At 51.0% G+C, this 22,913-nt stretch carries 15 protein-coding genes and 1 pseudogene; 7 read left to right on the top strand and 9 right to left on the bottom strand.

What is annotated here, in order from left to right; all coding sequences use genetic code 11:
• Positions 1–121 precede the first annotated feature (121 nt).
• The 3 genes from ACN0YR_RS22070 to ACN0YR_RS22080 all read left to right on the top strand — a co-directional run bounded on the left by ACN0YR_RS22070 (position 122) and on the right by ACN0YR_RS22080 (position 5,880).
• On the top strand, positions 122–1,120 hold the full coding sequence (locus tag ACN0YR_RS22070; protein ID WP_417851374.1) for an amidohydrolase family protein: 999 nt from the start codon (positions 122–124) through the stop codon (positions 1,118–1,120).
• A gap of 160 nt (positions 1,121–1,280) precedes the next feature.
• The gene (locus tag ACN0YR_RS22075) at positions 1,281–5,150 is read left to right on the top strand and encodes a PVC-type heme-binding CxxCH protein (RefSeq protein WP_417851375.1); all 3,870 of its coding nucleotides are present in this window, start codon (positions 1,281–1,283) and stop codon (positions 5,148–5,150) included.
• Between the two features lie 112 nt (positions 5,151–5,262).
• The gene (locus ACN0YR_RS22080; RefSeq protein WP_417851376.1) at positions 5,263–5,880 is read left to right on the top strand and encodes a hypothetical protein; all 618 of its coding nucleotides are present in this window, start codon (positions 5,263–5,265) and stop codon (positions 5,878–5,880) included.
• Between the two features lie 80 nt (positions 5,881–5,960).
• Here ACN0YR_RS22080 and ACN0YR_RS22085 read toward each other — a convergent pair whose 3' ends face one another.
• From ACN0YR_RS22085 to ACN0YR_RS22095, 3 genes are all read right to left on the bottom strand, one after another.
• On the bottom strand, positions 5,961–6,461 hold the full coding sequence (locus ACN0YR_RS22085) for a hypothetical protein (protein WP_417851377.1): 501 nt from the start codon (positions 6,459–6,461) through the stop codon (positions 5,961–5,963).
• A 167-nt stretch (positions 6,462–6,628) separates the two neighbouring features.
• Positions 6,629–7,126 carry a (2Fe-2S)-binding protein gene (locus ACN0YR_RS22090; RefSeq protein ID WP_417851378.1) on the bottom strand — a complete coding sequence of 166 codons (498 nt, stop codon included), beginning with the start codon at positions 7,124–7,126 and terminating at the stop codon, positions 6,629–6,631.
• 54 nt (positions 7,127–7,180) lie between these two features.
• The gene (locus ACN0YR_RS22095; RefSeq protein WP_417851379.1) at positions 7,181–8,077 is read right to left on the bottom strand and encodes an FAD binding domain-containing protein; all 897 of its coding nucleotides are present in this window, start codon (positions 8,075–8,077) and stop codon (positions 7,181–7,183) included.
• A 293-nt stretch (positions 8,078–8,370) separates the two neighbouring features.
• Here ACN0YR_RS22095 and ACN0YR_RS22100 point away from each other — a divergent pair, with 293 nt between their 5' ends.
• Together ACN0YR_RS22100 and ACN0YR_RS22105 are read left to right on the top strand one after the other, a co-directional pair.
• Positions 8,371–9,471, top strand: coding sequence for a substrate-binding domain-containing protein (locus tag ACN0YR_RS22100; protein ID WP_417851380.1), 1,101 nt, complete (start codon positions 8,371–8,373; stop codon positions 9,469–9,471).
• A 341-nt stretch (positions 9,472–9,812) separates the two neighbouring features.
• Positions 9,813–11,009 carry an ABC transporter permease gene (locus tag ACN0YR_RS22105; protein WP_417851381.1) on the top strand — a complete coding sequence of 399 codons (1,197 nt, stop codon included), beginning with the start codon at positions 9,813–9,815 and terminating at the stop codon, positions 11,007–11,009.
• 605 nt (positions 11,010–11,614) lie between these two features.
• Here the strand turns inward: ACN0YR_RS22105 and ACN0YR_RS22110 are convergent.
• Together ACN0YR_RS22110 and ACN0YR_RS22115 are read right to left on the bottom strand one after the other, a co-directional pair.
• Complete coding sequence (locus ACN0YR_RS22110) at positions 11,615–12,337, bottom strand: Bax inhibitor-1 family protein (protein ID WP_417851382.1); 723 nt, start codon at positions 12,335–12,337, stop codon at positions 11,615–11,617.
• Between the two features lie 79 nt (positions 12,338–12,416).
• A complete protein-coding gene (locus ACN0YR_RS22115; RefSeq protein ID WP_417851383.1) occupies positions 12,417–13,148 on the bottom strand; it encodes an NYN domain-containing protein in 732 nt (243 codons plus the stop codon).
• A gap of 322 nt (positions 13,149–13,470) precedes the next feature.
• On the opposite strand from ACN0YR_RS22115, the gene ACN0YR_RS22120 reads away from it, so the two are divergent.
• Together ACN0YR_RS22120 and rimK are read left to right on the top strand one after the other, a co-directional pair.
• Positions 13,471–13,941, top strand: a complete 471-nt coding sequence (locus tag ACN0YR_RS22120) for an ATP-dependent zinc protease (protein WP_417851384.1) — start codon at positions 13,471–13,473, stop codon at positions 13,939–13,941.
• Between the two features lie 218 nt (positions 13,942–14,159).
• Complete coding sequence (gene rimK, locus ACN0YR_RS22125; RefSeq protein WP_417851385.1) at positions 14,160–15,065, top strand: 30S ribosomal protein S6--L-glutamate ligase; 906 nt, start codon at positions 14,160–14,162, stop codon at positions 15,063–15,065.
• Positions 15,066–15,222: 157 nt separating this feature from the next.
• On the opposite strand, the gene ACN0YR_RS22130 is transcribed toward rimK, so the two are convergent.
• From ACN0YR_RS22130 to ACN0YR_RS22145, 4 genes and pseudogenes are all read right to left on the bottom strand, one after another.
• On the bottom strand, positions 15,223–19,326 hold the full coding sequence (locus ACN0YR_RS22130) for a c-type cytochrome (protein WP_417851386.1): 4,104 nt from the start codon (positions 19,324–19,326) through the stop codon (positions 15,223–15,225).
• Between the two features lie 26 nt (positions 19,327–19,352).
• The gene (locus tag ACN0YR_RS22135) at positions 19,353–20,969 is read right to left on the bottom strand and encodes an amidophosphoribosyltransferase (RefSeq protein WP_417851387.1); all 1,617 of its coding nucleotides are present in this window, start codon (positions 20,967–20,969) and stop codon (positions 19,353–19,355) included.
• A 460-nt stretch (positions 20,970–21,429) separates the two neighbouring features.
• Positions 21,430–22,374 carry an alpha/beta hydrolase fold domain-containing protein gene (locus ACN0YR_RS22140; protein ID WP_417851389.1) on the bottom strand — a complete coding sequence of 315 codons (945 nt, stop codon included), beginning with the start codon at positions 22,372–22,374 and terminating at the stop codon, positions 21,430–21,432.
• Positions 22,363–22,815, bottom strand: a pseudogene (locus ACN0YR_RS22145) (SMP-30/gluconolactonase/LRE family protein); the annotation flags it as partial. The gene ACN0YR_RS22140 and the pseudogene ACN0YR_RS22145, both read right to left, overlap by 12 nt.
• Positions 22,816–22,913 lie beyond the last annotated feature (98 nt).

Below are 22,913 nucleotides of genomic sequence, written 5' to 3' on the forward strand. Positions count from 1 at the left end.
AATAATAACAGACTGCATAAGCCATAGAAAATCTGGCTCACAGGTTGAGTTCTTTGTCGGGACAATTCATACTCAATTTGCCTTATGGACCTCCCTCCCCTCCTCCTTCCTGGAGAGCTGCATGAAGAATGACTTCCAACCTTCCCGACGTGATTTTCTCTCGGCTACAGGTGCTTCTCTTACGGCGGTGGGGCTCTCTGCATTGTCGACAATGTTTGTTCCGTCTGGGTTCGTTTCAAGCGGGTTTGCGAAAGAGCCTTTGAAAACGGAGGGCCCAGAACCACGGAAGTTGCTCGATTGTCATTTGCATATCAATCATATTGACCGGTCGATTGAAGATACGATTCGGCATATGGATGCGACGGGGACAGAGAAGGCATTCATTCTACCTCTCGAAACAGGCGAAGGGGGTGTGCTGCTCAGGTCGGAAACGGTGTTGCATGCTTTTCATCAGTATCCCGAACGGATTATCCCGTTCTGCCAAACGGATATTCGGAAGCCGGACTGTCTCGAACGTTTGCAGGCGTACCATAAACTCGGATGTCGTGGAGTTGGTGAACAGAAGGAGCACGTTCCTTTAGACGATCCTCGCGTTGAAGCGGTGATAGCATTTTGCGACGAAGTCAACTGGCCGATCACGATTCATTTTCAGGATGGAGTGAAAGGGTACAATCAGGGATTGGCTGAGCATCTTGAAACGTATCTCAAACGTTACAAAAAAGTCCGCATTATTGGACACGCCCAAACATGGTGGGCCAACATCAGTGCGGATGTCCCGCCAGCTGAGAAAACTCTTTACCCCAAGGGGCCAGTTAAACCGGGTGGGTTGCTGGATCGTTTGTTGTCCGAATACCCGAATTTGTATGCAGATCTCTCTGCCGGGTCTGGCTTCGGCGCTTTGAGTCGCGATGAAGAGTTCACCGCCGGTTTTTTTGAGCGGCATCCGAATCAACTGCTCTTCGGGAGCGACTGTCCTTGCCGTGATGGTCAGGGAGGGAACTTCAATGGTGTCTGTTACAGTACACAGCTGCAAGATTTTGTGACTCGAATTGTTACCGATCCGAAGATCCGTGAGAATATTTTCTACAACAACGCGATGCGTGCCCTTGAAGGGGCGTAGCATAATTTTTCAACGTCTTAACGACGAATTTTAAGAGTGTCAGCCAAGCTTTGATTGTCAATTCAAAAGGCCAGTGATGAAATTTTTTACTTCTGTTTTCATATTAAGCTGCAGCGTTTTCTGTCTGCAGGTGCATGCTCAAGATGCAGCGACTTCTAAAGTGGATCACTCCGACCTGACCTATTATCTCGATGAGGCGGGTGCTCGGCAACCTGTTAAAACGAAGGCGGATTGGGAAAAGCGTCGGAAGCAGATCATCGCAGGGATGGAGGAGGCGATGGGGCCGCTGCCTGATCGCTCAAATCTTGTCCCATTGGCGATTGAGGCTGTCGAGCGAACACAGGGCGATGGTTATCGACGAACGACTGTCACCTTTGCAGCTGACAAAAATGACCGGATTCCAGCGGATATCTACTACCCGGATCCACTCCCGGAAGGGAAGAAAGTTCCCGGTGTGATTGCTTTGCATCCGACCGGTGCACAGGGGAAACGCATCGTTGCTGGCGATGGTCCTCGACCGAATCGGCAGTACGCTGTTGAACTCGCACAGCGGGGTTATGTTGTTGTCGCGCCAGATTATCCGTCTTTCGGTGACTATAAAGATTACGATTTTGAATCGGATGACTACGTTTCGGGGACGATGAAAGGAATCTTCAACCACATGCGGTGTGTCGATCTATTGGAAGCGACTGCCAGTGTTGATCCAGAAAGAATCGGAGTCATCGGGCATTCACTCGGTGGTCACAATGCGATGTTTGTGGGAGCGTTTGACGACCGGATCGATGTGGTTGTCACGAGTTGCGGTTGGACACCGTTTCATGATTATTACGAGGGAAACATAAAAGGCTGGACGAGCAGTCGTTATATGCCGTTGCTACAAGAGAAGTACGGGCTCGATCCTGACAAGGTTCCGTTCGACTTCTATGAAGTGGTCGCTTCACTTGCTCCACGGGCGTTCTTTTCGAGTTCTCCGAAAGAGGATAGTAACTTCGAAATCAATGGGGTGAAGAAGGCGATTCCTCGCGCTCTCGGTGTCTATTCGCTCTTCGATGCGACAGACAACTTGAAAGTTGTCTATCCCGATTGTGATCACGATTTTCCGACAGAAACTCGCGAACAGGCTTACGAGTTCATCGATAAGGCCTTAGGCCATACGCCGCGTCAGACGTTGGACTTCGCTGCTGAACTGCCTCGTATTGCCGGGAAGTCACCAGCCGAAGCAATGAAGACATTTGACTTGGTTCCCGGTTTCAAAATTGAACAAACTGCTGCCGAACCTTTAGTGACTGACCCGGTAGCAATGTCGTTCGACGAAAACGGTCGTTTGTATGTTGTCGAGATGAAAGACTACTCCGAGCAGGATACCGAAAGCTTGGGGCAGGTCCGCCTGCTGACTGACACTGATGGTGATGGTAAGTTCGATAAGAGTGTCGTGTTTGCGGACAACCTTTCCTGGCCGACAGCGATTATCTGTTCGCAAGGTGGTGTGTTCGTCGGTGCCGCTCCTGATGTCTATTTTCTTCGTGATACCAATGCGGACGGGAAAGCGGACGAGAGAAAAGTTGTCTTTACTGGTTTTCAACGGACAAACGTTCAGGGACTTGTGAACAGTTTCCGCTGGGGGATGGACAACCGTATTCATGGTGCGACCAGTTCATCGGGAGGTCTGGTGAAGCGAGTCGGTGATAAAAACGATCCCGGTGTCAACTTGCGTGGACGTGACTTTTCGTTTGATCCAATCAAACTCGATTTACGTGCGGAGAGTGGCGGGGCTCAGCACGGAATGTCCTTCGATGACTGGGGTCGCAAGTTCGTCTGCTCGAATAGTGATCATGCTCAAATGGTGATGTACGACGACTTGGATATCGCACGAAACCCAGCTTTCAAAGCTCCCGGGCCACGTACTCGCATCGCCGACGATGGTGCACAGGCCCCAGTGTTCCGAACCAGTCAAGTTGAGCCTTGGCGAATCGTGCGGACCCGTTTGCGTGTGTCTAAACAGGTCGTCGGAGTCGTTGAAGGTGGCGGACGACCAGCTGGGTATTTCACCGGTGCCACAGGAATTACGATTTATCGCGGAGATGCATACGGAGAAGATGCCAAAGGGACCGTGTTCGTTGGTGATGTCGGAAGTAATATTGTTCACCGCAAAAAGCTGACTCCGAAAGGGGCCACTTTTGTCGCTTCCCGGATTGATGAAAACCGCGAGTTTCTTCGCTCGACCGACGTTTGGTTCCGTCCAGTTCAGTACGCCAACGCTCCTGATGGCTGTCTGCATGTGCTCGATATGTATCGGGAAACCATTGAGCACCCCAAAAGCCTTCCACCGGAGATCAAACAGCACCTCGATCTCACAAGTGGTCGTGACCGAGGGCGTTTATATCGAGTGGTTCCGGAAGGCGGAGTGAAGGCACGCTCAGCGAATTTAGGGCAAATGTCGACTTTTGCACTCGTGGAATATCTCGACCACACGAACTCCTGGCATCGCGACACCGCCAGTCGTCTCCTCTTTGAGCGAAAAGATCCTGCAGCGACTGTCGCGATCGTCAAGTTGGCCTCAACTGCAAAAACACCGTACGGGAAAGTTCATGCACTGTCTCTCCTGCAGAGCTTAAACAAACTGCCTGTCGAGGCACTTGCGGGGGCGTTGAAAGATCAACATCCAAGAGTTCGGGAAGTCGCTGTTCGTCTCTCCAAACATCATTCTGAGGTGCGTCAGCTGTCTGAGCTCCTCGTTGCATTGAAGAACGATCCCGATGCCCGTGTCCGCTACGAACTCGCATACACAAGTGGAGCCCTTGCAGTAGAGCCCCGCGCGGAAATTCTTACAGAGCTGCTCGCGAAAGATGGCACGGACCCGTGGGTGTTCATCGCAGCCATGAGTTCACTCAATGAGGGGATCGAGACTGTCTTCTTCAACTTGATTTCGAGAGACAAGCCCGTTTCAGGCTCGGTTCTCGTTCGCCTGTTCGATCAGCTCGCTACTCAGAGTTCGAACGAACTGGTCGTCACATCGTTGAAGAAAATTTCTGAACTCCCTGACAGCCAAACATCGCTGAAAGCGAATTTTGTGACAGCTGCACTTCAACGTAAGCCAGCTCTTCGTTCGCAATTGGACTCGGGTGATTTGAAGCAAGTCATCGAGGATGTTGTCGTCGGTTCTCGTGCGGTCGCCTTCGATCCGAAAGCTTCGGCACCTGCTCGCGTTCAGGCGATTGATAACCTGAAGCTCTCCAAAGACGAAGGAGATAGCCAGAAGTTACTTGAGTTGTTGGTCAATACGGTTCCTCAACAAGTCCAGTCGGCAGCGATAAACACGTTGACGACTGTGGACTTCAAGAAGCTTTCAGAAGAACTGATTAGCAATTGGGCTGGCCTGAGCCCCGCGATTCGTCTGGAAGCTGAAGAGGCTCTTTTTGGTCGTTCACAGGGAACGGACGTCTTGTTGTCGGCCGTTGAGAATGGAGATTTGAAAATCACTGATCTCAGTCTGGTTCGCTTACAGGCTCTTCAAAAATCAAAAGATGCCAAGCTGAAAGCACGCGTCGATAAACTTCTGAAGAACTCGAGTCGACCAACCAGAACTGCAGTGATTGAAAAGTATCGCGAAGCTCTGAGTCTCAGCGGGAACCCTGGCCGTGGACGACAGGTATTCCTGAAGAATTGTGCAACGTGCCATCGCCTGAATGAAGAAGGGACTGAGATCGGACCGAACCTGGCGACAATTCAAAATCGTGGAGCCGATACAATTTTGCTGAACGTGCTGGATCCGAATCGCGAAGTGAACCCGCAGTACGTGAACTACCTTGTGCTCATGCAATCCGGGAAAACACACACCGGAATGATTAGCGACGAGACAGCAACATCTGTGACGTTACTCCGAGCCGAAAAGAAGACCGACACTCTGCTGAGAAGCGACATCGAAGAGATGCGCAGCTCTGGGCTGTCGATTATGCCCGAAGGGTTGGAGAAGGAGATTACGGTACCGATGTTCGCTGATCTGATCGCATACTTAATGTCGATTCAGTAGGTCCGTTTGAGATTTTCAAAACAGAAGTGATATGAAAATTGACCAAGACGTTCTTGAGGAGAGAGTACTGCAATTCTTGAGAACTTCTCGGGGAAAGGAGTACCTGAACGAAATGGGTAACTCCGTTCTCTTCAATGTAATCGGATCTCTGATCATGATTCCGATTGCATTGATTCTCATTTGCACTCTTATCCTCGCGAAACTGGGAGCGCAATTGCTTTGGGCGATTTTGCAATCATTCTTTACCGGAGAAGTCTTTCGAGATCAGCGGAAACTCCTGCTTCAGGATGAGGCAAGAATCCGTCCGTTGATCCTCGGAGCGATCATCCTCGGACCGCATGGACATGGATTGGTGTTAGGGACTTTTTTGCGGAAGTCTCAACAAGAAACGACTTTGCTCGGCCTAAAAGCAATGGAGTTTGCCAGTCTCTATAAATCGGACACTCCGAGTGCTGAGGACAAAGAGATGTTCGAAATGCTCAGGCAGGATGCCTATATTCCCGGTCGAAGAAGAGTTGTTCCCGAGTCACATTCAGGTGGACATGAGCTGGTTCTTTTTGACATTGAACTCGACCCCGAGAAAGCTATCGTGACAGACCGAAAGTTTGGATGGGTTGCAGCTGTGACAACTCTTGACCCAGAGAAAGAGGTTGAAGACCAGCGAGACGCAATCATACAAATTCCATGGGATGTCGTTGCAGACGCAGTTTCTGGTGAGGAGATTGAGTAAACAAGATAGGTCTGAGAAGTTTCCAGATCACTGAGCGGTCAAAAACGTTTTAAAACCGACAGCGACAAATTTTCCAGACGTTATTCGTCGGACGCTTCAAGTGTCCGGCGAATAGTCTCCGGACTCGAATTGAACGAAGAAATTCCTCTCAAGACCAACCCCGAAACCAACAGCATGACAACCGGAAACTCCACTTGTGTCAGCGTTGCCAGCGCAATTCGGTGGCCGAAGTAAATTCGATGCTCCGGTTGTACGAAGAGCAGCCAGTGAAAGATTTCGTAAATCACGATCACAAGAGATGCGAGAAGGCCAACAGCGACAAGAGTGTTAGCGGTGATTCGTGCTACCCTTTGTGGGCAAACGCGATTCACCCACAGGATGATAGGGAAGAGAACCAGCGCCCAGATTGCCTGGCAGACTCCGACCGCAGCGAGTGGCGGTGAGCAACCCCAGACTCCACAGGCTGCGTGGTCCCAGTCACCTTGAATGTCCTTGAAGCTGAGCACAAAGAGGACTGCTCCACCCCAGGCAATCGCCAGAAGCGTAAAGTAGATCAGGGAGTGGTAGCGGGTTTGGGACATACGTCACATTCTGTTTGTGTGAAGTACATCTTATCTCAAACAAACGAGACGAGTCAGTGAGATGGCGAACAGATTACTGTTGTGAGCCCTGTTGCAATCGAATCCAGTGGCTCCTCGCTTCGCTCCAAGAGGATGAAGCAGCGAAACGAGCCAAGCCGGCATCTTGATTATGTCTCGTTGGAACAGGCCGTTCCGCATTGACGTTGAGCGGCATCCTGAACGGCATCGATGATCTTGTCGTACCCGGTGCACCGGCAAAGGTTCCCGGCGAGGTAGAAGCGAATCTCTTCTTCGGTTGGATTCGGATTCTCTCGCAGCATCGCTTTCGTCGACATAATGAATCCGGGAGTGCAGACCCCGCATTGCAAGGCTGCGTTTTCGAGGAAGGCGTTTTGCACTGGAGCCAAGCCATCTTTCGTGGCGACCCCTTCAATCGTCTCGATTTCGGCCCCTTCACATTCGACAGCCAAAACCAGACAACTCGTGACAGGTTTTCCATCGAGCAGAACCGTACAGGCTCCGCAGTTTCCGTTGCTGCAACCTTCTTTGGTTCCCGTTAAATCGAGATTGTCTCGAAGGACTTCCAGCAACGTTTGGCGGGGTTCGCAAAGGAATGACTTTTGAGTTCCATTGATATTGGTCGTCACAACGCGTTGTGCTGCCATGGTGTGAACTTTCAATCTCTCTCGGTTGTACGAATCTCTGACGGAGGGGCGAAATTACTTGCTGAGTGCGCGGGTGGCGGCTTCGGTTAAGACCCGTTTGACCAAGACTCCAGTGACATGCAACCGGAATTCTTTGGTGCCACGGTGGTCATCGATCGGCGAAATCAAGCTGCGTGCGATGTTGCCCGCTTCGGTGAAGGTTTCTTCCGTCGGCTCTTTTCCGGTGAGGAACTCGTTGACTTTCTCTGCAAGAAACGGACTCGCAGCAACTGCTCCCAGGCCAACTCGAGCCGATGTGATTGTTTTCCCTGAATCATCCAGTTCAACGCTTGCGCCAACGCCGACAACTGCGATGTCCATTTCGTATCGAGGGATGAAGCGTCGATAATGGCTGCTCGATTTGCCTTGCGGTAAGGGGAAGCGGATTTCTGTCAGTAATTCGCCTTGCTTTAAGATGTTCTGGCTGGGACCTGTGCAGAATTCCTCGACAGGGACTTGTCGCACACCGTTTGGTCCTGCGATATGACAGACGCCTCCGAGAGCAATGAGTGCTGGAGTCGAGTCGGCCGCCGCCCCGGAATTGCATAAGTTTCCGCCGACGCTGGCTCGCGATTGAATTTGGATTCCGCCGATGATCGAGCAAACATCTTTCAGAGCCGGATAATTGGCCTGAATGTCTGCGTTGGCACAAATATCATGGCAACAGACTGCTGCGCCCAACCGCAGGCCGTTCTCGGAAAATTCCAAAACATTGAGTTCCGGAATCTTTTTAATATCGACCACAACATCGGCGACCAGTCTTCCAGTACGGAGGTGATCAATCAGATCGGTTCCGCCGGCAAGAGGTTTTGACAGTGGGTGATTGAGGAGTTGAATGGCCCCGTCGAGTGAATCGGGTGATTCATATTCAAAGTCGCGCATAGCTGGTTGTGACCACTTCTCTGAATTCATTGATGCGAATGTTTAGACGATAACTTTTTCACTCCGGTTTTCCAATCGACTTGGAAAGTTCAGTCTCACTGCGGGCTGAGCGATGCGATGAAATCGCCAAATCCTCACTCGTTGACTTGTGATCTGTCAGCTTTTATCTTCAAATCCTAAATCAGTCGGTATCGATTCGAACTCTTCACGATTTCATATTCTTAACTGGAAACGTTTCTATCTGGAATTCGCACCGACCTGCGGGAGCGTTTTTATTCTGGGTAATCACGAGTGAACTCATAACAGCTATTTAGGATGCACAAATGGACCCACTTCGCCGGTCGTTTCTTTTTTTGTTTTCCGGACTTCTCACTCTGTCGTTCATGGGATGCCCAGGTGAAACACCTGAAGCAGGCCCAGGGGCAAACGGAGGGAAGAAGCGGATCGTCCTGCTCACCAACGGTCCCGATCCATTTTGGGATACTTGTGAAGCAGGGGCAGTGACCGCCGAAAAAGAATTGGATCTGGACGGTCAGGGATATGTGCTTTCATTTGAACGGGGAGACTTCACTGACAAGGCACAACTCGACAAACTCAAGCAGTACAATCTGAAGTCCGACATCGTTGCCGTGGGGATTTCTGTTTACAACCCCGAAAGTGCTGCGATTGCTCGCGAGATGAAGAAACTTCGCGACAAAGGGGTCAAAGTCATTTGCTTTGACGGTGACATCGACCGGGAACAGTTTCGTGACGCCCGGTTTGCATATCTTGGTACTGACAATATCGTCGGTGGACGTGAACTCGGTCGTGCTGCAAAGGCGATTCATGGGGAAGGTGCGAAGTACAGCTTCTTCGTCGGGTCAACCAGTTCAGCTAATGCGGTTGCCCGCATGGATGGTTTTGTCGAAGGGATGGGGAAGTCGGGCGAGGAAATGGAGCGACTCGCGGATGGTGCCGACAAAAAGAAAGCTCGCGAAAACGTCGAAGGTGCTCTCGATCGAAACGCCGACTTGAACATGCTGGTTGGCATCTGGGCTTATAACACTCCCCAAATCGTGCAAGTGGTGAAAGATCGTAATTTGACTGACAAAGTGGATGTCGCCTGCTTTGATGCCGCCGAAGCCAGTATCAAAGCCATGGGTGAAGGCGATGTTGATGTGATGGTTGTTCAGAACCCGTATCAGATTGGATATGAAAGCGTGAAATTGCTGCTCGCAATGGTTGAAGGTGATCAGCTTACGATTGATGAGTATTACCCCAATTACGCTCAAGAAGGGGAAAATGATCTCTTCAAAACTGAGTTGCGAGTCGTTGTCCCTGATGGAAGTCCGGTCAAAAAAGAAATTTTTGAAAAGGAAACTGTCTTTATGACCTACGAAGAATTCAAAGCCTGGTTGGAAGATCGGTCTTTGGTCAGCTCGTAAATGTCGCTTGTCGCTTGGCGACAAAATCTACGACATCAAAAAGCGTGTTGAGCAGGGTACCTTCGTGATTCTTGAGCCTGCGTAAAGTGTTTTATGTCACGATATGTAGAGAATCGCTCATCTCGACAAGGCAGATCACGCACTTCATTTTTTTAATTCAAATCGGCTCCAGGTGGCCGGCTAGAGCAAATCAAAGATTGGTCTTTACGTTCTGCCTCGTGGCGAACAGCATTTTTACTGGAGAAATGCGTTCTTCACGGGCACACGGTAGAGCAAATTGCTCTAAAACAGATTCATTCTAGGCGGTTGCGGTCTATCGGCCGCGCGAGTAGTACTGGTCTATGGAATTTCTAAGAAAATACCGGAACGAAATTGGGTTGGTCATCGCCATTTTTGCGGTGATGTTTGTGACGACATCTCTCAGCTCATCTTACCGTGAAAAGCCAATCGAGAACGCTCAGTCCATTCTCAGGGATGCTTCGATGCTCGGCATCTTCGCGTTCGGAGCGGCCATTGTGATCATCGCCGGTGGGATCGACCTTTCGAGTGGATCGGTCATTGCGTTCAGCGGGACAATCTTCTTCGGTCTGATTATTTTACTCGTTCCGAAAACAGAACGGGGGCAGCCAATGACAGGGGATGTCGCGACCTGGATTCTGGTCGTCTCTGCGCTGGTAACGCTTGCTTGCGCGGTTTTAATAGGAACGTTCCACGCATGGCTGATCACCGTGATCGAACTCCCTCCATTCGTCGCCACGTTGGCATCACTGGTCGGTTTGCGGAGTCTGGCACGCCTGTTGTCGGAGAAAATGACTGGCAGCGAACAGATTACAGTCAACGATGAGACCCTACTTTCTGTGGGGTCCGAAGCGTGGTGGATTCCCGTGGTGTTATGGCTTGTTTTCGCGGTGTTCTTTTGGGTGCTGATGAATAAAACTGTTGTGGGGCGTCATTTGTATGCCATGGGAGGCAATGAAACGGCTGCCAAGCTTTCTGGCATTCGGACTGAACGTCTTAAATGGCTTGCCTATTGCCTGGGGAGTGTGACGGCAGCGATCTCCGGGATATTATACGCCTCGTATCTTGGCTCCGTGGGCGCCTCGAATGCCGGTTTAGGTTATGAACTCAACGCGATTGCGGCTGCTGTCGTCGGCGGTTGCAGCTTGATGGGGGGGCTTGGCACAGTTCAGGGGGTAATACTCGGAACTCTGTTCCTGCGGTTGGTCGTCGACTCAGTTCAAAAGCTGGCATCGTCCAATTCCGATAAGCTCGAAGGCTTGGTTGTCGGAGTTCTCGTCATTCTGGCGGTGGCTCTGAATACGATTAATTTTGGGGCGGGGAAGCGAAAAGAGTTCTTCCCCGGCTGGCTCGGAATTGCGAATGTCATCATTCTCTCCCTCATCGCTGGCGTTCTTTATGGAGTGACAACGACAACGAATCCATTGTACATGGGCGTTCTCGTTGGAGTCGTGACATTCACTGTCCTGGCATCTCGCGCAACTTGGGAACGGGTCAAGGGACGGACGAAAATCGCGTAAACTCATTTTGCTTTGCTATCGCGTCTGCTGGATACGTCAGAGCTTGGGCCGACATTCATTACTGAGCCGATTAGATCAGTTTGGGAACAGCTACGGTGAAATGGCAATCCTGCTCTTTGCTGAAGTGAGCGTCAAACTGACTAGAGCAGTTTGCTTTACCGTGTGCCCGTGAAGAACGCATTTCACTATTAAAAATGCTGTTCGCCACGAGGTAGATCCTGCAAACCAATCTGATAGATGCTCTAGTCCGAGCGTCTCACCCAAGGTCTTGGAAGCGATCAGCACTCCAGATGGGGGTGAAGCCATCTCCGATTTTTAGGCTCTTCGGATTTTGGTGAGTCATGATTCAAGATGAGCGCCTCTTTTCAACTGCATCAAACACCGTCGAAATCACTTCGTAGCAGTTTACTTCGAGTGGGGACAAGAGGTTGAGTCGAGGGCAAAGTGATAGCGTGGTGTTCATTACTTGCTCGCTTGCTTACTTGGCAAGATGGAGTGTGTCTCAATCGCACCCTGATCAGGACAACGCAGTTCTTTCATGAAAAAACGACGCTGTCTCAAATGAGACAGCGTCGTTTTGTTTACTCAGGCTCGCGCTGGCAGATTTAGTCGTTGAATGCAGCGGTGAATCTCAGGACGTACCAGAAAAGTGTTGCCAGTGACGAGAAGATCGCCAAAGAAGCAGCCACGTATTGATCAGTACGATAGTGGTGCAGGACGTTGGAGGTTTCCCAGAGAATGAATCCAGACATCAGCAGGATCATCGCTCCAGAGAACCACGTTCCCAAGGTGATGGATGTGAACAGTGAGACGACAATTAATGCCATCGCTGCGAAACCGCCCATGACGAGTATGTTTCGCATGAAGGAAAAATCACTCTTGGTCGCTAAAACGAAAGTTGTCAAACCGCCGAAGATCATCAAGGTGAAGATCGCGGACTGCATGATCACGTCACCACCCATTTGTCTCTGGATGAGGTACAGGAACGGAGCAAAGATGACTGCTTGGGCGAGGGCGTAGAACGCAAGTCCGGCGTATTGCAATCCTGGGTTGGCTCCGGTTGCTGCCATTCTATGAGCCGCGGTGCTGGCGATGAAAAACACGATCAGGACGATCCACCAGTTGCCCAGCATCAAGTTGGTTAATGGCTGAACGATGCTCGGTGTGTTGAGTATGATGGCCAGCAGGACAACGAAAAAAGCGACAGCTCCAGCGACGTGAGCATACGTTCGGCGAATGAACGTGACCCGTTCTTCTTGAGCTGCGTCGGCAACGAACAAATCGCGTTGCCCGTAATCCATCGAGTAATTATCGGCAGGAGAGTTCATGTGGATGCCTTGGTTTAATTATGGATGTGTAGTTGAAGATTGAAATCATGTCAGCGACACGCAACCCGTCAATTGTAAGTTAATATCCCTCTTGATCCAGTTCTGCAATCCGATTTTCCCAAAATTCCAGATCGAAGGGGCGGTTTTGCTCCGGTTGTCCCTGGTCGGTTTGTGGTGAAAAATCACTCTGTTCAGAAGGTTTTGTCGCTTTAGTCGCTGGTGGGTGTTTCTGGTCAGCGATCTCCTTCTTGATCTTTTTCTCTTGCTGGATCTCTTTGACGACTCCTTTTTCGATCTCCTGAAGGTCGATATCTCCAAATTCTTCCAGCCAGTCCTCTGTGTTCCCGCTAACTGGCTTTTCAGGTTCCGCAACGGATTCGGAGCCTGTTTGACCTAAACGCTCCTTTCTTGATCGTACTAGCTGTTCAAAGAACTCTGTTGAGTCAATTGCCTGGGCTTTTCGGGTCCGGGCCGCTTTGTGCAAGCGGTGATCCCCGGATACGACAAAGAGATTCTTCGGAAATGAATGGGCTGCAATGAACTCTTCGATGAGGTCGTCAGCTTCCTGTCCCGAGGAAGAAAATGTGACCAATATTCCGTGGAATTGAAACTCTGGACTGAAGCCCCCCTGTGTGCCTTGTCCATCAAAAACGACTGTTGTGTGAGATCGCTGCTCTTGAGTGAGACCGTGTCGAATGACGGAGAGGAGCCGGTTGCGGCTTCTTTCTAGTCCGCCCGGTGCGTAGTTTTCCCGCGCAAGCCCAGCGGCATGCATCAGGTTGTATCCATCGATAATAAAATCAACTCGCACTATTCAGACCGGGACTGACTGTTTCAACTTGGCTGAGAAACCTACAGTATAACGAGCAAGCATTGAATTAGGTGCGATCACTCGAACATTCGACGTGGAAGCGTTCGAAAGCGAGACATCCCAGAGCACTGGCTCCGGTCCATCGCGATGTGTTCGTACAAATCCGGGGTTAGCGCCTTGCGGTTAGAACATTTTTGAAAAAATGTCCGTGACCCGTCTCGTGGATATGAGTGATTCATCACATGAAAACACTCTTCATAGACACGAGAAGCACAAAAGCGTTCTAGCAGAGATTGGCGATTGCCCCCCATCGGAACAGTTCATGAAGAAGAAACGCAGAGAGAAAAAAATCATCGGCTGGCGAGAGTGGGTCAGCTTGCCAGAACTCGGCATCGATGCCATCAAAGCCAAGATCGATACCGGAGCGACAACATCTTCCGTTCATGCGATCCATATCGAACGATTCCGCCGCGATGGACAAGACTTTGCCCGATTTGAAATTCACCCGTTTCAACGAGATTCAAAAAAGACCATTCGAGCCGAAGCCCCGCTGATTGAGTATCGCTCGGTGCGCAGCTCCAGCGGGCATGAAACTTCTAGACCAGTGATTCTAACTCACATTGCATTGTTCGATGAAGTCTGGCCCATCGAGCTGACTCTCGCAAACCGTGACGAAATGGGCTTTCGAATGCTCATTGGTCGACGTGCGATGAGAAAACGATTCCTGGTTGACCCGGGAGCCTCTTATCGCGACAGTTCCCGCATTCCGAAAAAAGAGCATCGTTCAAAATAGAAAGCGGGGCGGATGTTGCTTGAGAAATTCCAGTTCTCGTCTTTACTTCTGCCTCGCAGCGAGCGGTCTATGAAGTCATGAAAGTGACCTTCACGGGTACGGCAAGCAATGAAAATGATCTTGAGCAATTCCTGATTTAAAGGCGACACTTCTTCAAGGGGTGGCGTTTCCAGACGTATTTAGAAAAAGAGTTGTGACGAAGTCCAGCTACAGCCTTAATGAAAATCGCGATACTTTCACGGAAATCGAGCCTCTACTCCACTGCCAAGCTCAAGGAAGCAGGCGAAAAGCGGGGCCACGAAATGTTGGTGATCGACTACTTGCGATGTTTCATGAACATTGCCTCGCATCGACCGACTATCATGTTCGCTGGCCGAGAGCTTGTGGACATCGAAGCAATTATTCCGCGGATCGGTGCTTCTCACACCTTCTATGGAACAGCTGTTGTGCGGCAATTTGAGATGATGGGCGTGTACAGCTCAAATGAATCTCAGGCGATTACACGTTCACGAGATAAACTCCGCTGCCTGCAAATTCTCTCTCGTGACGGCGTTGGACTTCCGGTTTCAGGGATTGCTCACTCGACTAAAGATATCGAAGGTCTCATCGACAGCGTTGGCGGCGCACCGTTGGTGGTCAAAGTTGTCGAAGGAACTCAAGGGACAGGTGTGATTCTCGCCGAAACCCGGAAAGCAGCCGAGGCAGTGATTGAAGCCTTCCGAGGACTCAACGCGAATATTCTGGTTCAGGAGTTCATTAAGGAAGCCGCCGGAAGTGATATTCGCTGCATTGTGATTGGGGGAAAAGTCGTCGCTTCCATGATGCGGACTTCATCGGGAGGAGACTTCCGTTCGAATCTGCATCGCGGAGGAATCGCCAGAAAAGTGAAGATCTCTCCCGAGGAGAAGGCGACAGCACTCCGAGCTGCCAAGTCTATGGGGCTGCAAATTGCAGGCGTCGATATCCTGCGTTCAAACCACGGTCCGGTTGTCATGGAAGTCAATTCCTCCCCCGGACTGGAAGGAATCGAAATGTCGACCGGCATCGATGTCAGCGAAAAGATCATCGAGTTTCTGGAAAAAAAGGCCCGTCCAAACCAAAACAAGGACCGAATCAAAGGGTAAAAACCGAAAGTTCGCCAGCCTGTGCATCTCAATCGGTCAGCAGAGGTCATGATTTGTCGGGATCAGGCGAGTATGGTCTGCCTCGAGGCAACGAGCAGTTTGATTGGTGAACGCATACTGCGCGGGCACAGGGTAGAGTAAACTGCTCTAACACCAGTTACTTCGTTGGTACGCGATTCATGGAGTAGGCTCCGAAGGATGGGAAGAGGGCTTGGCCATCTTTTCCGATTTCTCCAATGTTGAATTCGTACAGGAATTTTGGTTTGAGGTTTGATGAGTACAAGGTGACGGATTTGCCGTCCTCGGAGAGTTCAATCTTTTCGATCTCGGGGGAATAGCGACCAGAGTCGTCGGTGGCGTAAGAGCCTTGCCAGACTCGGGTATAACCAGAGATCGAATAACTCTCTTTGTTTGTGGCAGCTTGAGCATCCACTTTGCTGATGAAGTCGATTTCGAATCCACCGGGAATGGCCCGGATTTCTCGGATGCCATTGCCGTACTCTCCTGTCTGTTTCAGCTTGACCACTTCACCCACATTCGGTCCGCCGAGCCAACCGGAATCGTAGATGCTGCCGATATAGATGTCTCCGTTCTCCGCTGCCACTCCTGCAATTGGTCCGAGGAAAGTGTTCGCCTCGTTTTTCCAGGTCAACTTTGTGAGTGGGTAACAGGCTCCTTGAAGTTCGCCGTCGACCTCATGCATTGAGAATCGAACCAGGAATTTTTGGTTGTACTCGCAGCCGACTCCATGACCTGCAAACGGACTCTTTGTGTTCTCGGGAAGGAAGAAGATTCCGTTGACGCTTCGAGTCCAGGGATGTGGAATTTGAACTGCGGGGAGCCGTGGTTCTTTGGAGCCTTCTCCATCGAGTTGACCGGGAACTCCGTACGCTCCTCCGGGGACGATATGATTGATCTCGTTGAAAGTGTTTTGAACGCCTTGTTGGTCGCTGACGAAAATTCGACCTTGTGCGTCAGTCGCAATTCCAATGGGGTATCGGAGTTCGTGTGCGTAGGCTTCCACTTGACCGTCGGTACCCGCTCGCACAATTTTTCCTCGCCATTTTGCAAGTTTGCGATCTCGTTTAGGCTGCGAGTAGTCACTACCTGTGGCAACGAACAGGCTTCCGCTTTTGTCAAAGACCGGACCAGAAACCCAGTCGTGATAGTTGTCGGAGTGCCCCCAGCCGTCTGACGGAATTTCACGCTTTTCGAAGATCCCGTCGTTGTTGCCATCAATGAGCCGCAAGAGTTCTGGCTTGTGAGCCACGAGTACATCGTTTCCATCTGCAACGACTCCAAATGGGGCAGACAGACCTTCCGCGATAAGTTCCAGCTTCTCCTCGAGTCCATCATTGTTGCTATCGGAAATGCGATACACATCTCCCTTGAGCGACGTGACCAGCAACCGCCCCTGACTATCCAGCGCGAGAGCCGTTGGCATGATTGTCGTTGGAATCGGAAGTCTTGTTCCTTCGTGACCGGGGAAGGTTGTCACTTTGTCGGTAGTTGGGAGTACGACCTGAAGTTCGGGAAGTTGTGTTCGTGGAGCCTTTGCTGTCGTTTTATAGAAGACTTGGATCGATTCACCGGCGTGGGCTGTCGGGATCGTAACATCACCATGTTTCACAACCTGTTGCTCGTTGCTAGGTTGAGGTTGGATGTCTGCCTGGAAAGATGTTTCAAGATTTGGAGTTGGTCGGAATCCGATTTGAATACCGTCTGGGAGACTTAAAGGCGTGATAGTTCTTTGCCAGCCGGATTCTTCTTTCGTGGCAAATCCGAGGTACTCTTCCCTGACCGGGATCGTGATGTTTTTTCCTGCGATTTTTACCTGCAACTCATAGTTGAGTTCCACACCCTGCCCGTTCACTTTGTAGTCAGTTGCATGGGCAATGCGAGCAGGATCGATGGGGATGAATTCCTGCACACCGTCGGTTTCGCTGATCATGACCAGATCCGGCGATGAGTTGAACCCTCTCGCAACGGAGGCTCCGGCAAGATCCCAGAACCAACTCTTTCCAACGGTTCGCTGACGTGCAAAGTCGCCGTAGCCCCAATCCCGGACAGCCATTTGGTCCAGGTCGATCAGCATTCCGTGCTGATTGTCAAACCCGACGGCAAAGGCCCTTGCAACGGTTCCGTCTCCATTGGCTTTGCCCACTGTAAAGACGTCACGGACAATTCTAGGAGACTCACCTTCGGCGACTTGCCAAAGCTGTTCAACTTGAGATGGATTTGTGGGTGGTTCAAAATTTGGATCATTGACAGCTGCGAAAATTGCAGCGAGCTGCTGATGTGGATCATCGTTCAGGACGCCCGGAACCGGCTTGGTGAACGATGGCATCTCCATCCCCGGAATAATTCGGATCGGCGATTTCGCCCAGCGGTAATAAAACTCTGGTCGCAGTCGCTTGCCGATTGCCATGAGATCCGAACCTCGGGTGCCGAGAGCGGTGTTCTTGGGGATGTAGTCACCAATTTGGTGACAGGCGATGCAACTCCAGCCACCCGCACCGACTAATTTTCTTCCCACGAGCAGAGCTTCACTCGGTGAGAGTTTGAGCTCGGGTTGTGGTTCGGCTGCTTCCGGTGGAAGTCGGTCATGTTCGATGAGATAGTGCTTGAGGGCAGCGATCTCTTCCTCTGAATGGACGAATGTCGGCATCTGGACTTTCAGCCAGTTTGCCCGCACTCGGTCCTGTTTGCCGGAAAGAGCAACATCGAGAACGGAATCCTGGAGCTTGTCGCCCACGGCGTTCAGGCTGGGTGGGATGACAAGTTGAGTCTGGTTTTGGAGTGATGGTGTCGCCTTCGCGATTTGCATCGCTTGTGCCTTCAGTCCTTGCTCTGAAGATCGTGAGTGACAGGCGAGGCATTGTCGACGCTCAAGAACTCGTTGTCCCTGTTCGAACATCGAAAGTTTTTCGCTTGGAGCACCATCCAGACTGTTGAGGTATGCCGTGATCGCTTCTCGGTTCAGATGAAGATATCTCGGGCGTTTCAGTTTCTGGTCAGCCTGTTTGGAAAGGCAGGAACCTGCCAGATCTTTTGGGGCTTTTGTGAGCTTTGCGACAGGTTTGTTTGTCGCTTCGATGGCGGGGATTTTGTGGCAGTTTGCACATTGAAACTCTTTAACAAGTGCTTGTCCGCGAATCGTGCTTTCCGTGTAGGTGACCTTCGCGGCACGACCAAACTTGGTCTCTTTTTTCTTGCCAAGTGTTGATAGATACTCGGCAAGCAGTCCACGCTCGGTGCGCGAGAGTTTGAATTCCGGCATGCGATGCACTGGATTCAAGCGATCCGGAGTCGTCAGCCAGGTGGCGAGCCAGTCCGCGGAACGTTTGTTGCCAATATTCGTGAGAGGCGTCCCTGAAAATGGACCGCTGGTGCCGAGATCATCGACTTGGTGGCACGCCAGGCAACCGAGAGAGTTGAAAAGTTCTTCACCATTCGGTTGCCCTTTTTTCGGTTTAGCATCCGGGCTGGTCATTAAGTCGAAAGGAGCATCCAGTCGATGCAAGTATGCGGCAATGTCCTCGGCCTGCTCTTTCGTGAAGCCAAAGTTAGGCATCTGGTCATGTTCAGCTTCTGGGTGCTGTCCGAGAAGTTTGTCAACAATCCATTGAGGATTTGTCCCGCTCGTAACCCCCCAGAGTGGTGGAGCCGGGCTGAAGCGATCGATGATCTTTTCTTCCCGGTGGCAGTTTGCACAACGCTTTGCATCGAAGTGCTGTCTGCCAAGTTCAATGAGCTGAATTTCTGAATCATCTTCTTCATGAAAGAATTGGTGCGAAGGAATCGGTTCAATATCGAACTCTTCACTGGACCAGAAAAGTTTCAGCTCAGCCCCTTTGCTGCCAGGTTCGTATTTGACTTTGATGTCCTGAAAACCGGGTGAGACCTTAACGGGCTCTCCGGAGAGCCATTGCGGTCCATTCGACTCTACTTTCAGAACGACCTCATCGTCGATGAGAACCGTGACTGATCCATTGACCTGAGCATGGAATCGGTATGGCGTGAGTGAACGCAGAAGAACTTGGCCAGTCCACTCAGCTTTCCAGTCTTTAGCACCGATTTGTGGGTGAGGGGCTGACTGCTCCCACTGGAAGGCGATATCCGGGTCGACACGTTGAACGTGGTTTGTATTTGGGGAAGTGTATGTCCCGATCAATCCCTTTTTGAATTCGTCGTCTTGGGCGATGAGCGAGGAGTGAAGGAGTGACGCAATTCCAAGAGCGAGCACAAAGGAGCGAATCATAGGTCTTCAGTCTTGAATAGAGTCGATTATTCTGAAGGGGGCAACACCGGTTCTGCCAGTCCTTCGACAAGTCGCCTGGAGTCGTTTCCTTTTGGAGACGATCCATTTGAGCAGGATTCATTTGCATTGAGCGAGAGAGTGTAAAGCTGTTTCCCCGCCTGGGTTGGGTACTCACCCGTCAAGCATGCCTGGCACAAATTCGACTCATCAATATTAATCGCTTTTGCAACAGATGACACTGGTAAGTAGCGAAGAGAATTGGCATTAAAGTGCTTCGCCATGCGACCTTCGATTTCTAGTGTCAGGTCAAGTTGGCCTTTGGTGAATCGAGGAGCGAACAAGTCGCTGACATCCGGCATGTCGATCCCGTAGAAGCAGGGTGCCATGATTGGGGGGCATGCGACTCGGATATGAACTTCGGCAGCTTTTCCTCGTGACAAGATCTGCTCTACGAGGACTTTCATCGTGGTCGAGCGAACGATGGTGTCATCAACCAAGAAGACTTTTTTCCCTTCGAGTACTTCCGGCAATGGGATGTACTTCATCTTCGCTTTCTCTTCGCGATCTTCCCCTTCGATGAAAGTTCGTCCCAATGCGCGATGACGCATCAAGCCTTCCAGACAAGGGATGCCCATCTCGAATGCCATGCCCTCGGCGGCGGCTTTGGCAGTATCCGGAACCGGGACTACGATGGCGTTCTCTTTGGATTCTGTTTCCTGTTTTGCAAGTTCCTCACCGAGCATTTTCCGGGTGAGGTACACGCTGCGTCCATCAAGACGGCTGCAGACGTTTGCGAAATAAATCCACTCGAAGAAGCAATGAGAATTCCGAGGTGCCGGGCGGTATTCTTCGACTCGCAGTTTGCCATCCTCAATGATGACCGCTTCCCCGGCGGCGAGGTCTTTGATATCGGCGCTGTCAAATCCGAGATTGGAGAGGGCGACCGATTCACTTGCGGCAGCGAAGAAACCGTCACGGTCAGCATAGCAGAGCGGTCGGAAGCCTTGTGGATCACGTGAAACGAACATGTCGCCACACGCATTCATAAAGGCAATGTTGTAAGCACCATCGAGATGTGCGGAAATTTTCCAGAGTAAGTCTTTCATGGAGATGTTGGACTTCAGGGAAATTTCCTGACTGATCAGGTGCATCAAAATTTCGGTATCTGTTTCTCGGGCGAGGTGGAAATCACCTTGAGAAACTATCTGTTCGCGGAGTTGACCGTAATTCGCCAGTTGCCCGTTAAACCCGAAGGCGAACCATTTCCGCTTTTCGAGGTGTGTCCGTTCAAACGGCTGAGCGTAGCTGGGGTCGTCTTTGCCGCAAGTTGCATAGCGCGTGTGCCCAATCGCAGCTGGTCCGCAATGCTGAGCCATGAGCTTGTGGTACTTCTCTTTCCGACTCATCTTGAAGACTTCGGAAACGAGCCCCACATTCTTGTGCGTCAGCAGCAGATCGTGATTGTTCGGCTTGTAAGTGGTGATCCCGGCGGCGAGCTGCCCTCGATTTTGGATATCGAGGAGCATGCGAGGGATCATCTGCGAGACACAGTTGCGTCCGTAGTCTTTCACCAGCGGAGATTCATTCTCCTGGCCATAGTGGTAGACAGCAACAATGCCGCATTCGTGATAAAGGTCAGCCATTCAAGACTCGTTTGATGACGACAGGGGCAGTACAGAGAGAACTCACTCAATCTTAATGGACCGGCAAGCGATTGCTACCGCTTCACACCGACAGCGAAGGAAAAATGTAGAATCTATCAATATTGGGTGAATCCGTTTCCTAAGCGTTGTAATGATTTCAGCTCAGACAGTGGGGGGACAGGTCGATCTGCTGTCGTACTGCAAAAGGAGCGTTCGCATAACGCCATGCTGATCTATGCTTCTCCGCACAATCTGATAGTTCTGTGTTCAGTGCGTGTGGCGGGTGAATTGAGGAATTTTCCGTGCAGTCTTTTCTGTCGTACTTCGGATAACCATAGGCAGGTAGTCATTAGTGCCGCCCGGTTGAGTATCTCGTATCACCGATATTGAACTCAGTAGAAAGTGTGTCGTTTCCCTTCTGCGTTTGAACTTCGGTGGGAAAGGGTGAGTTCACAATTGCTTAATCTGATTTCAAATGTTCTCTGAAGAAATAGTCCATGTCATCAGACATGGCGATGAACCAGGGGAGCTGGTTCCAGCAACCATGTTTCCCCTCAGAATAGGTGTTCAATCCTGTAAAGACCCCGTTTTCTTTCAGCTTATCTCGTGAGGGCTGATTTCGCTGTGGGTTATCATGTTCACCAACCATGAAGAGAATCGGGCTGCTGTTTTTAGAGATCTGAAGGTGTGCATCTGCGAGGGCGTAAAGCTCGGGGGCTTCCTGAATTGTTTTGCCCAACCATTTGTTGGAGTTGGACTGCTTTGGATTCTTCAGGGATCGTTCCGCCACACTGCCGGTTGTCATTTGCATTGGGCCAGCCATCACGATGGCAGCTTGGAGACGAGATGAGTGGTCAGCATGCCCGCCATCACCTTGCAGTTGCTGATTCTCCCAGCCGGTCGCCATCAAGCCGACAAGATGTCCTCCTGCGGATCCTCCGACAGCTCCGATTCGTTGAGGAGCAATTTCGAGCGTTTCAGCATTGGCTCGCAGGTAACGGACAGCTGCATTGCAGTCATGGATGCCTGCCGGGAAGAGGGCTTCTCCACCGAGTCGATATTCAATCGCAGCGGTCACATATCCACGTTTGGCGAGTTCTATCGCGGGTGCGCGAAATTTTGTTTTATCGCCGTTTAACCACCCACCTCCGTGGACGACGACAATTGCCGGTTTTGGACCTTTAAGATTCGAAGGAGAGAAAATATCCATCAGTAATTTGCGATGTCCGTACTCCGCGTACACAACATCCAGCTGAGCGGTGACTTCATCGGGGATGACGGTTTCGGGCCGCGACGAATTTTCGGATTGAAGTTTCTTTACTGAAGGGGGATTTGGTGACTTTCCAGAAATTGTCATTCGCTGTCTGTAGAGACCGCCGAAACAGGTGATGTAGAGCGATCGCATATCCGGATCACCAAAGGCGCAGTTGATTGGACGGCTGGGAGTTTCGATCTCTGCCAGCTTTTCTCCTGCTGGTGACCAGATCCAAACCGATATCGGACCGGCGCAATAGACGTTCCCTGCCCGGTCAATCGTCATTCCATCAGCCCCTTTGTCCGGTCCGTCATCCATCTTTGAGAACTGTCGAGCGTTCTCGGTTTTTCCTGGAGATGTGATGTCGTAGGCCCAAATTTCTTTTGGGACATAAGCGGAGACGTAAAGTCTCTTTTCGTCCGGAGACATCGCAATGCCGTTGGGGGTTTGGATGCCCTCGACCGCGACTGACTGTTCTCCACTGGGGGAGATGTACACGACCTGATTTTGCCTTGTGAGCGTGACGTAAATGCCACCGTTGTGATCGACGACGAGGTCGTTTGGTTTCTTGACTGGCTTCTCAGAATCGTCGAGCTTGGCGACTTCAACTAACCCGCATTTCTCACGGGGTGGGTTTGGAGATCGTTTTTTGGGGTGTTGGGGTGATTATTGGGAGTGATGGTTTGAGT

Source organism: Thalassoglobus sp. (assembly GCF_048270125.1).
Classification (GTDB): Bacteria; Planctomycetota; Planctomycetia; order Planctomycetales; family Planctomycetaceae; genus Thalassoglobus.

Coding starts and splice junctions, on each gene's coding strand:
- ACN0YR_RS22095 (WP_417851379.1), bottom strand. CDS start 8,077: ATGAATTCAGAGAAGTGGTCACAACCAGCTATGCGCGACTTTGAATAT.
- ACN0YR_RS22070 (WP_417851374.1), top strand. CDS start 122: ATGAAGAATGACTTCCAACCTTCCCGACGTGATTTTCTCTCGGCTACA.
- ACN0YR_RS22130 (WP_417851386.1), bottom strand. CDS start 19,326: ATGATTCGCTCCTTTGTGCTCGCTCTTGGAATTGCGTCACTCCTTCAC.
- ACN0YR_RS22085 (WP_417851377.1), bottom strand. CDS start 6,461: ATGTCCCAAACCCGCTACCACTCCCTGATCTACTTTACGCTTCTGGCG.
- ACN0YR_RS22140 (WP_417851389.1), bottom strand. CDS start 22,374: ATGCGATCGCTCTACATCACCTGTTTCGGCGGTCTCTACAGACAGCGA.
- ACN0YR_RS22135 (WP_417851387.1), bottom strand. CDS start 20,969: ATGGCTGACCTTTATCACGAATGCGGCATTGTTGCTGTCTACCACTAT.
- ACN0YR_RS22100 (WP_417851380.1), top strand. CDS start 8,371: ATGGACCCACTTCGCCGGTCGTTTCTTTTTTTGTTTTCCGGACTTCTC.
- ACN0YR_RS22105 (WP_417851381.1), top strand. CDS start 9,813: ATGGAATTTCTAAGAAAATACCGGAACGAAATTGGGTTGGTCATCGCC.
- ACN0YR_RS22110 (WP_417851382.1), bottom strand. CDS start 12,337: ATGAACTCTCCTGCCGATAATTACTCGATGGATTACGGGCAACGCGAT.
- ACN0YR_RS22120 (WP_417851384.1), top strand. CDS start 13,471: ATGAAGAAGAAACGCAGAGAGAAAAAAATCATCGGCTGGCGAGAGTGG.
- ACN0YR_RS22080 (WP_417851376.1), top strand. CDS start 5,263: ATGGGTAACTCCGTTCTCTTCAATGTAATCGGATCTCTGATCATGATT.
- ACN0YR_RS22090 (WP_417851378.1), bottom strand. CDS start 7,126: ATGGCAGCACAACGCGTTGTGACGACCAATATCAATGGAACTCAAAAG.
- rimK (WP_417851385.1), top strand. CDS start 14,160: ATGAAAATCGCGATACTTTCACGGAAATCGAGCCTCTACTCCACTGCC.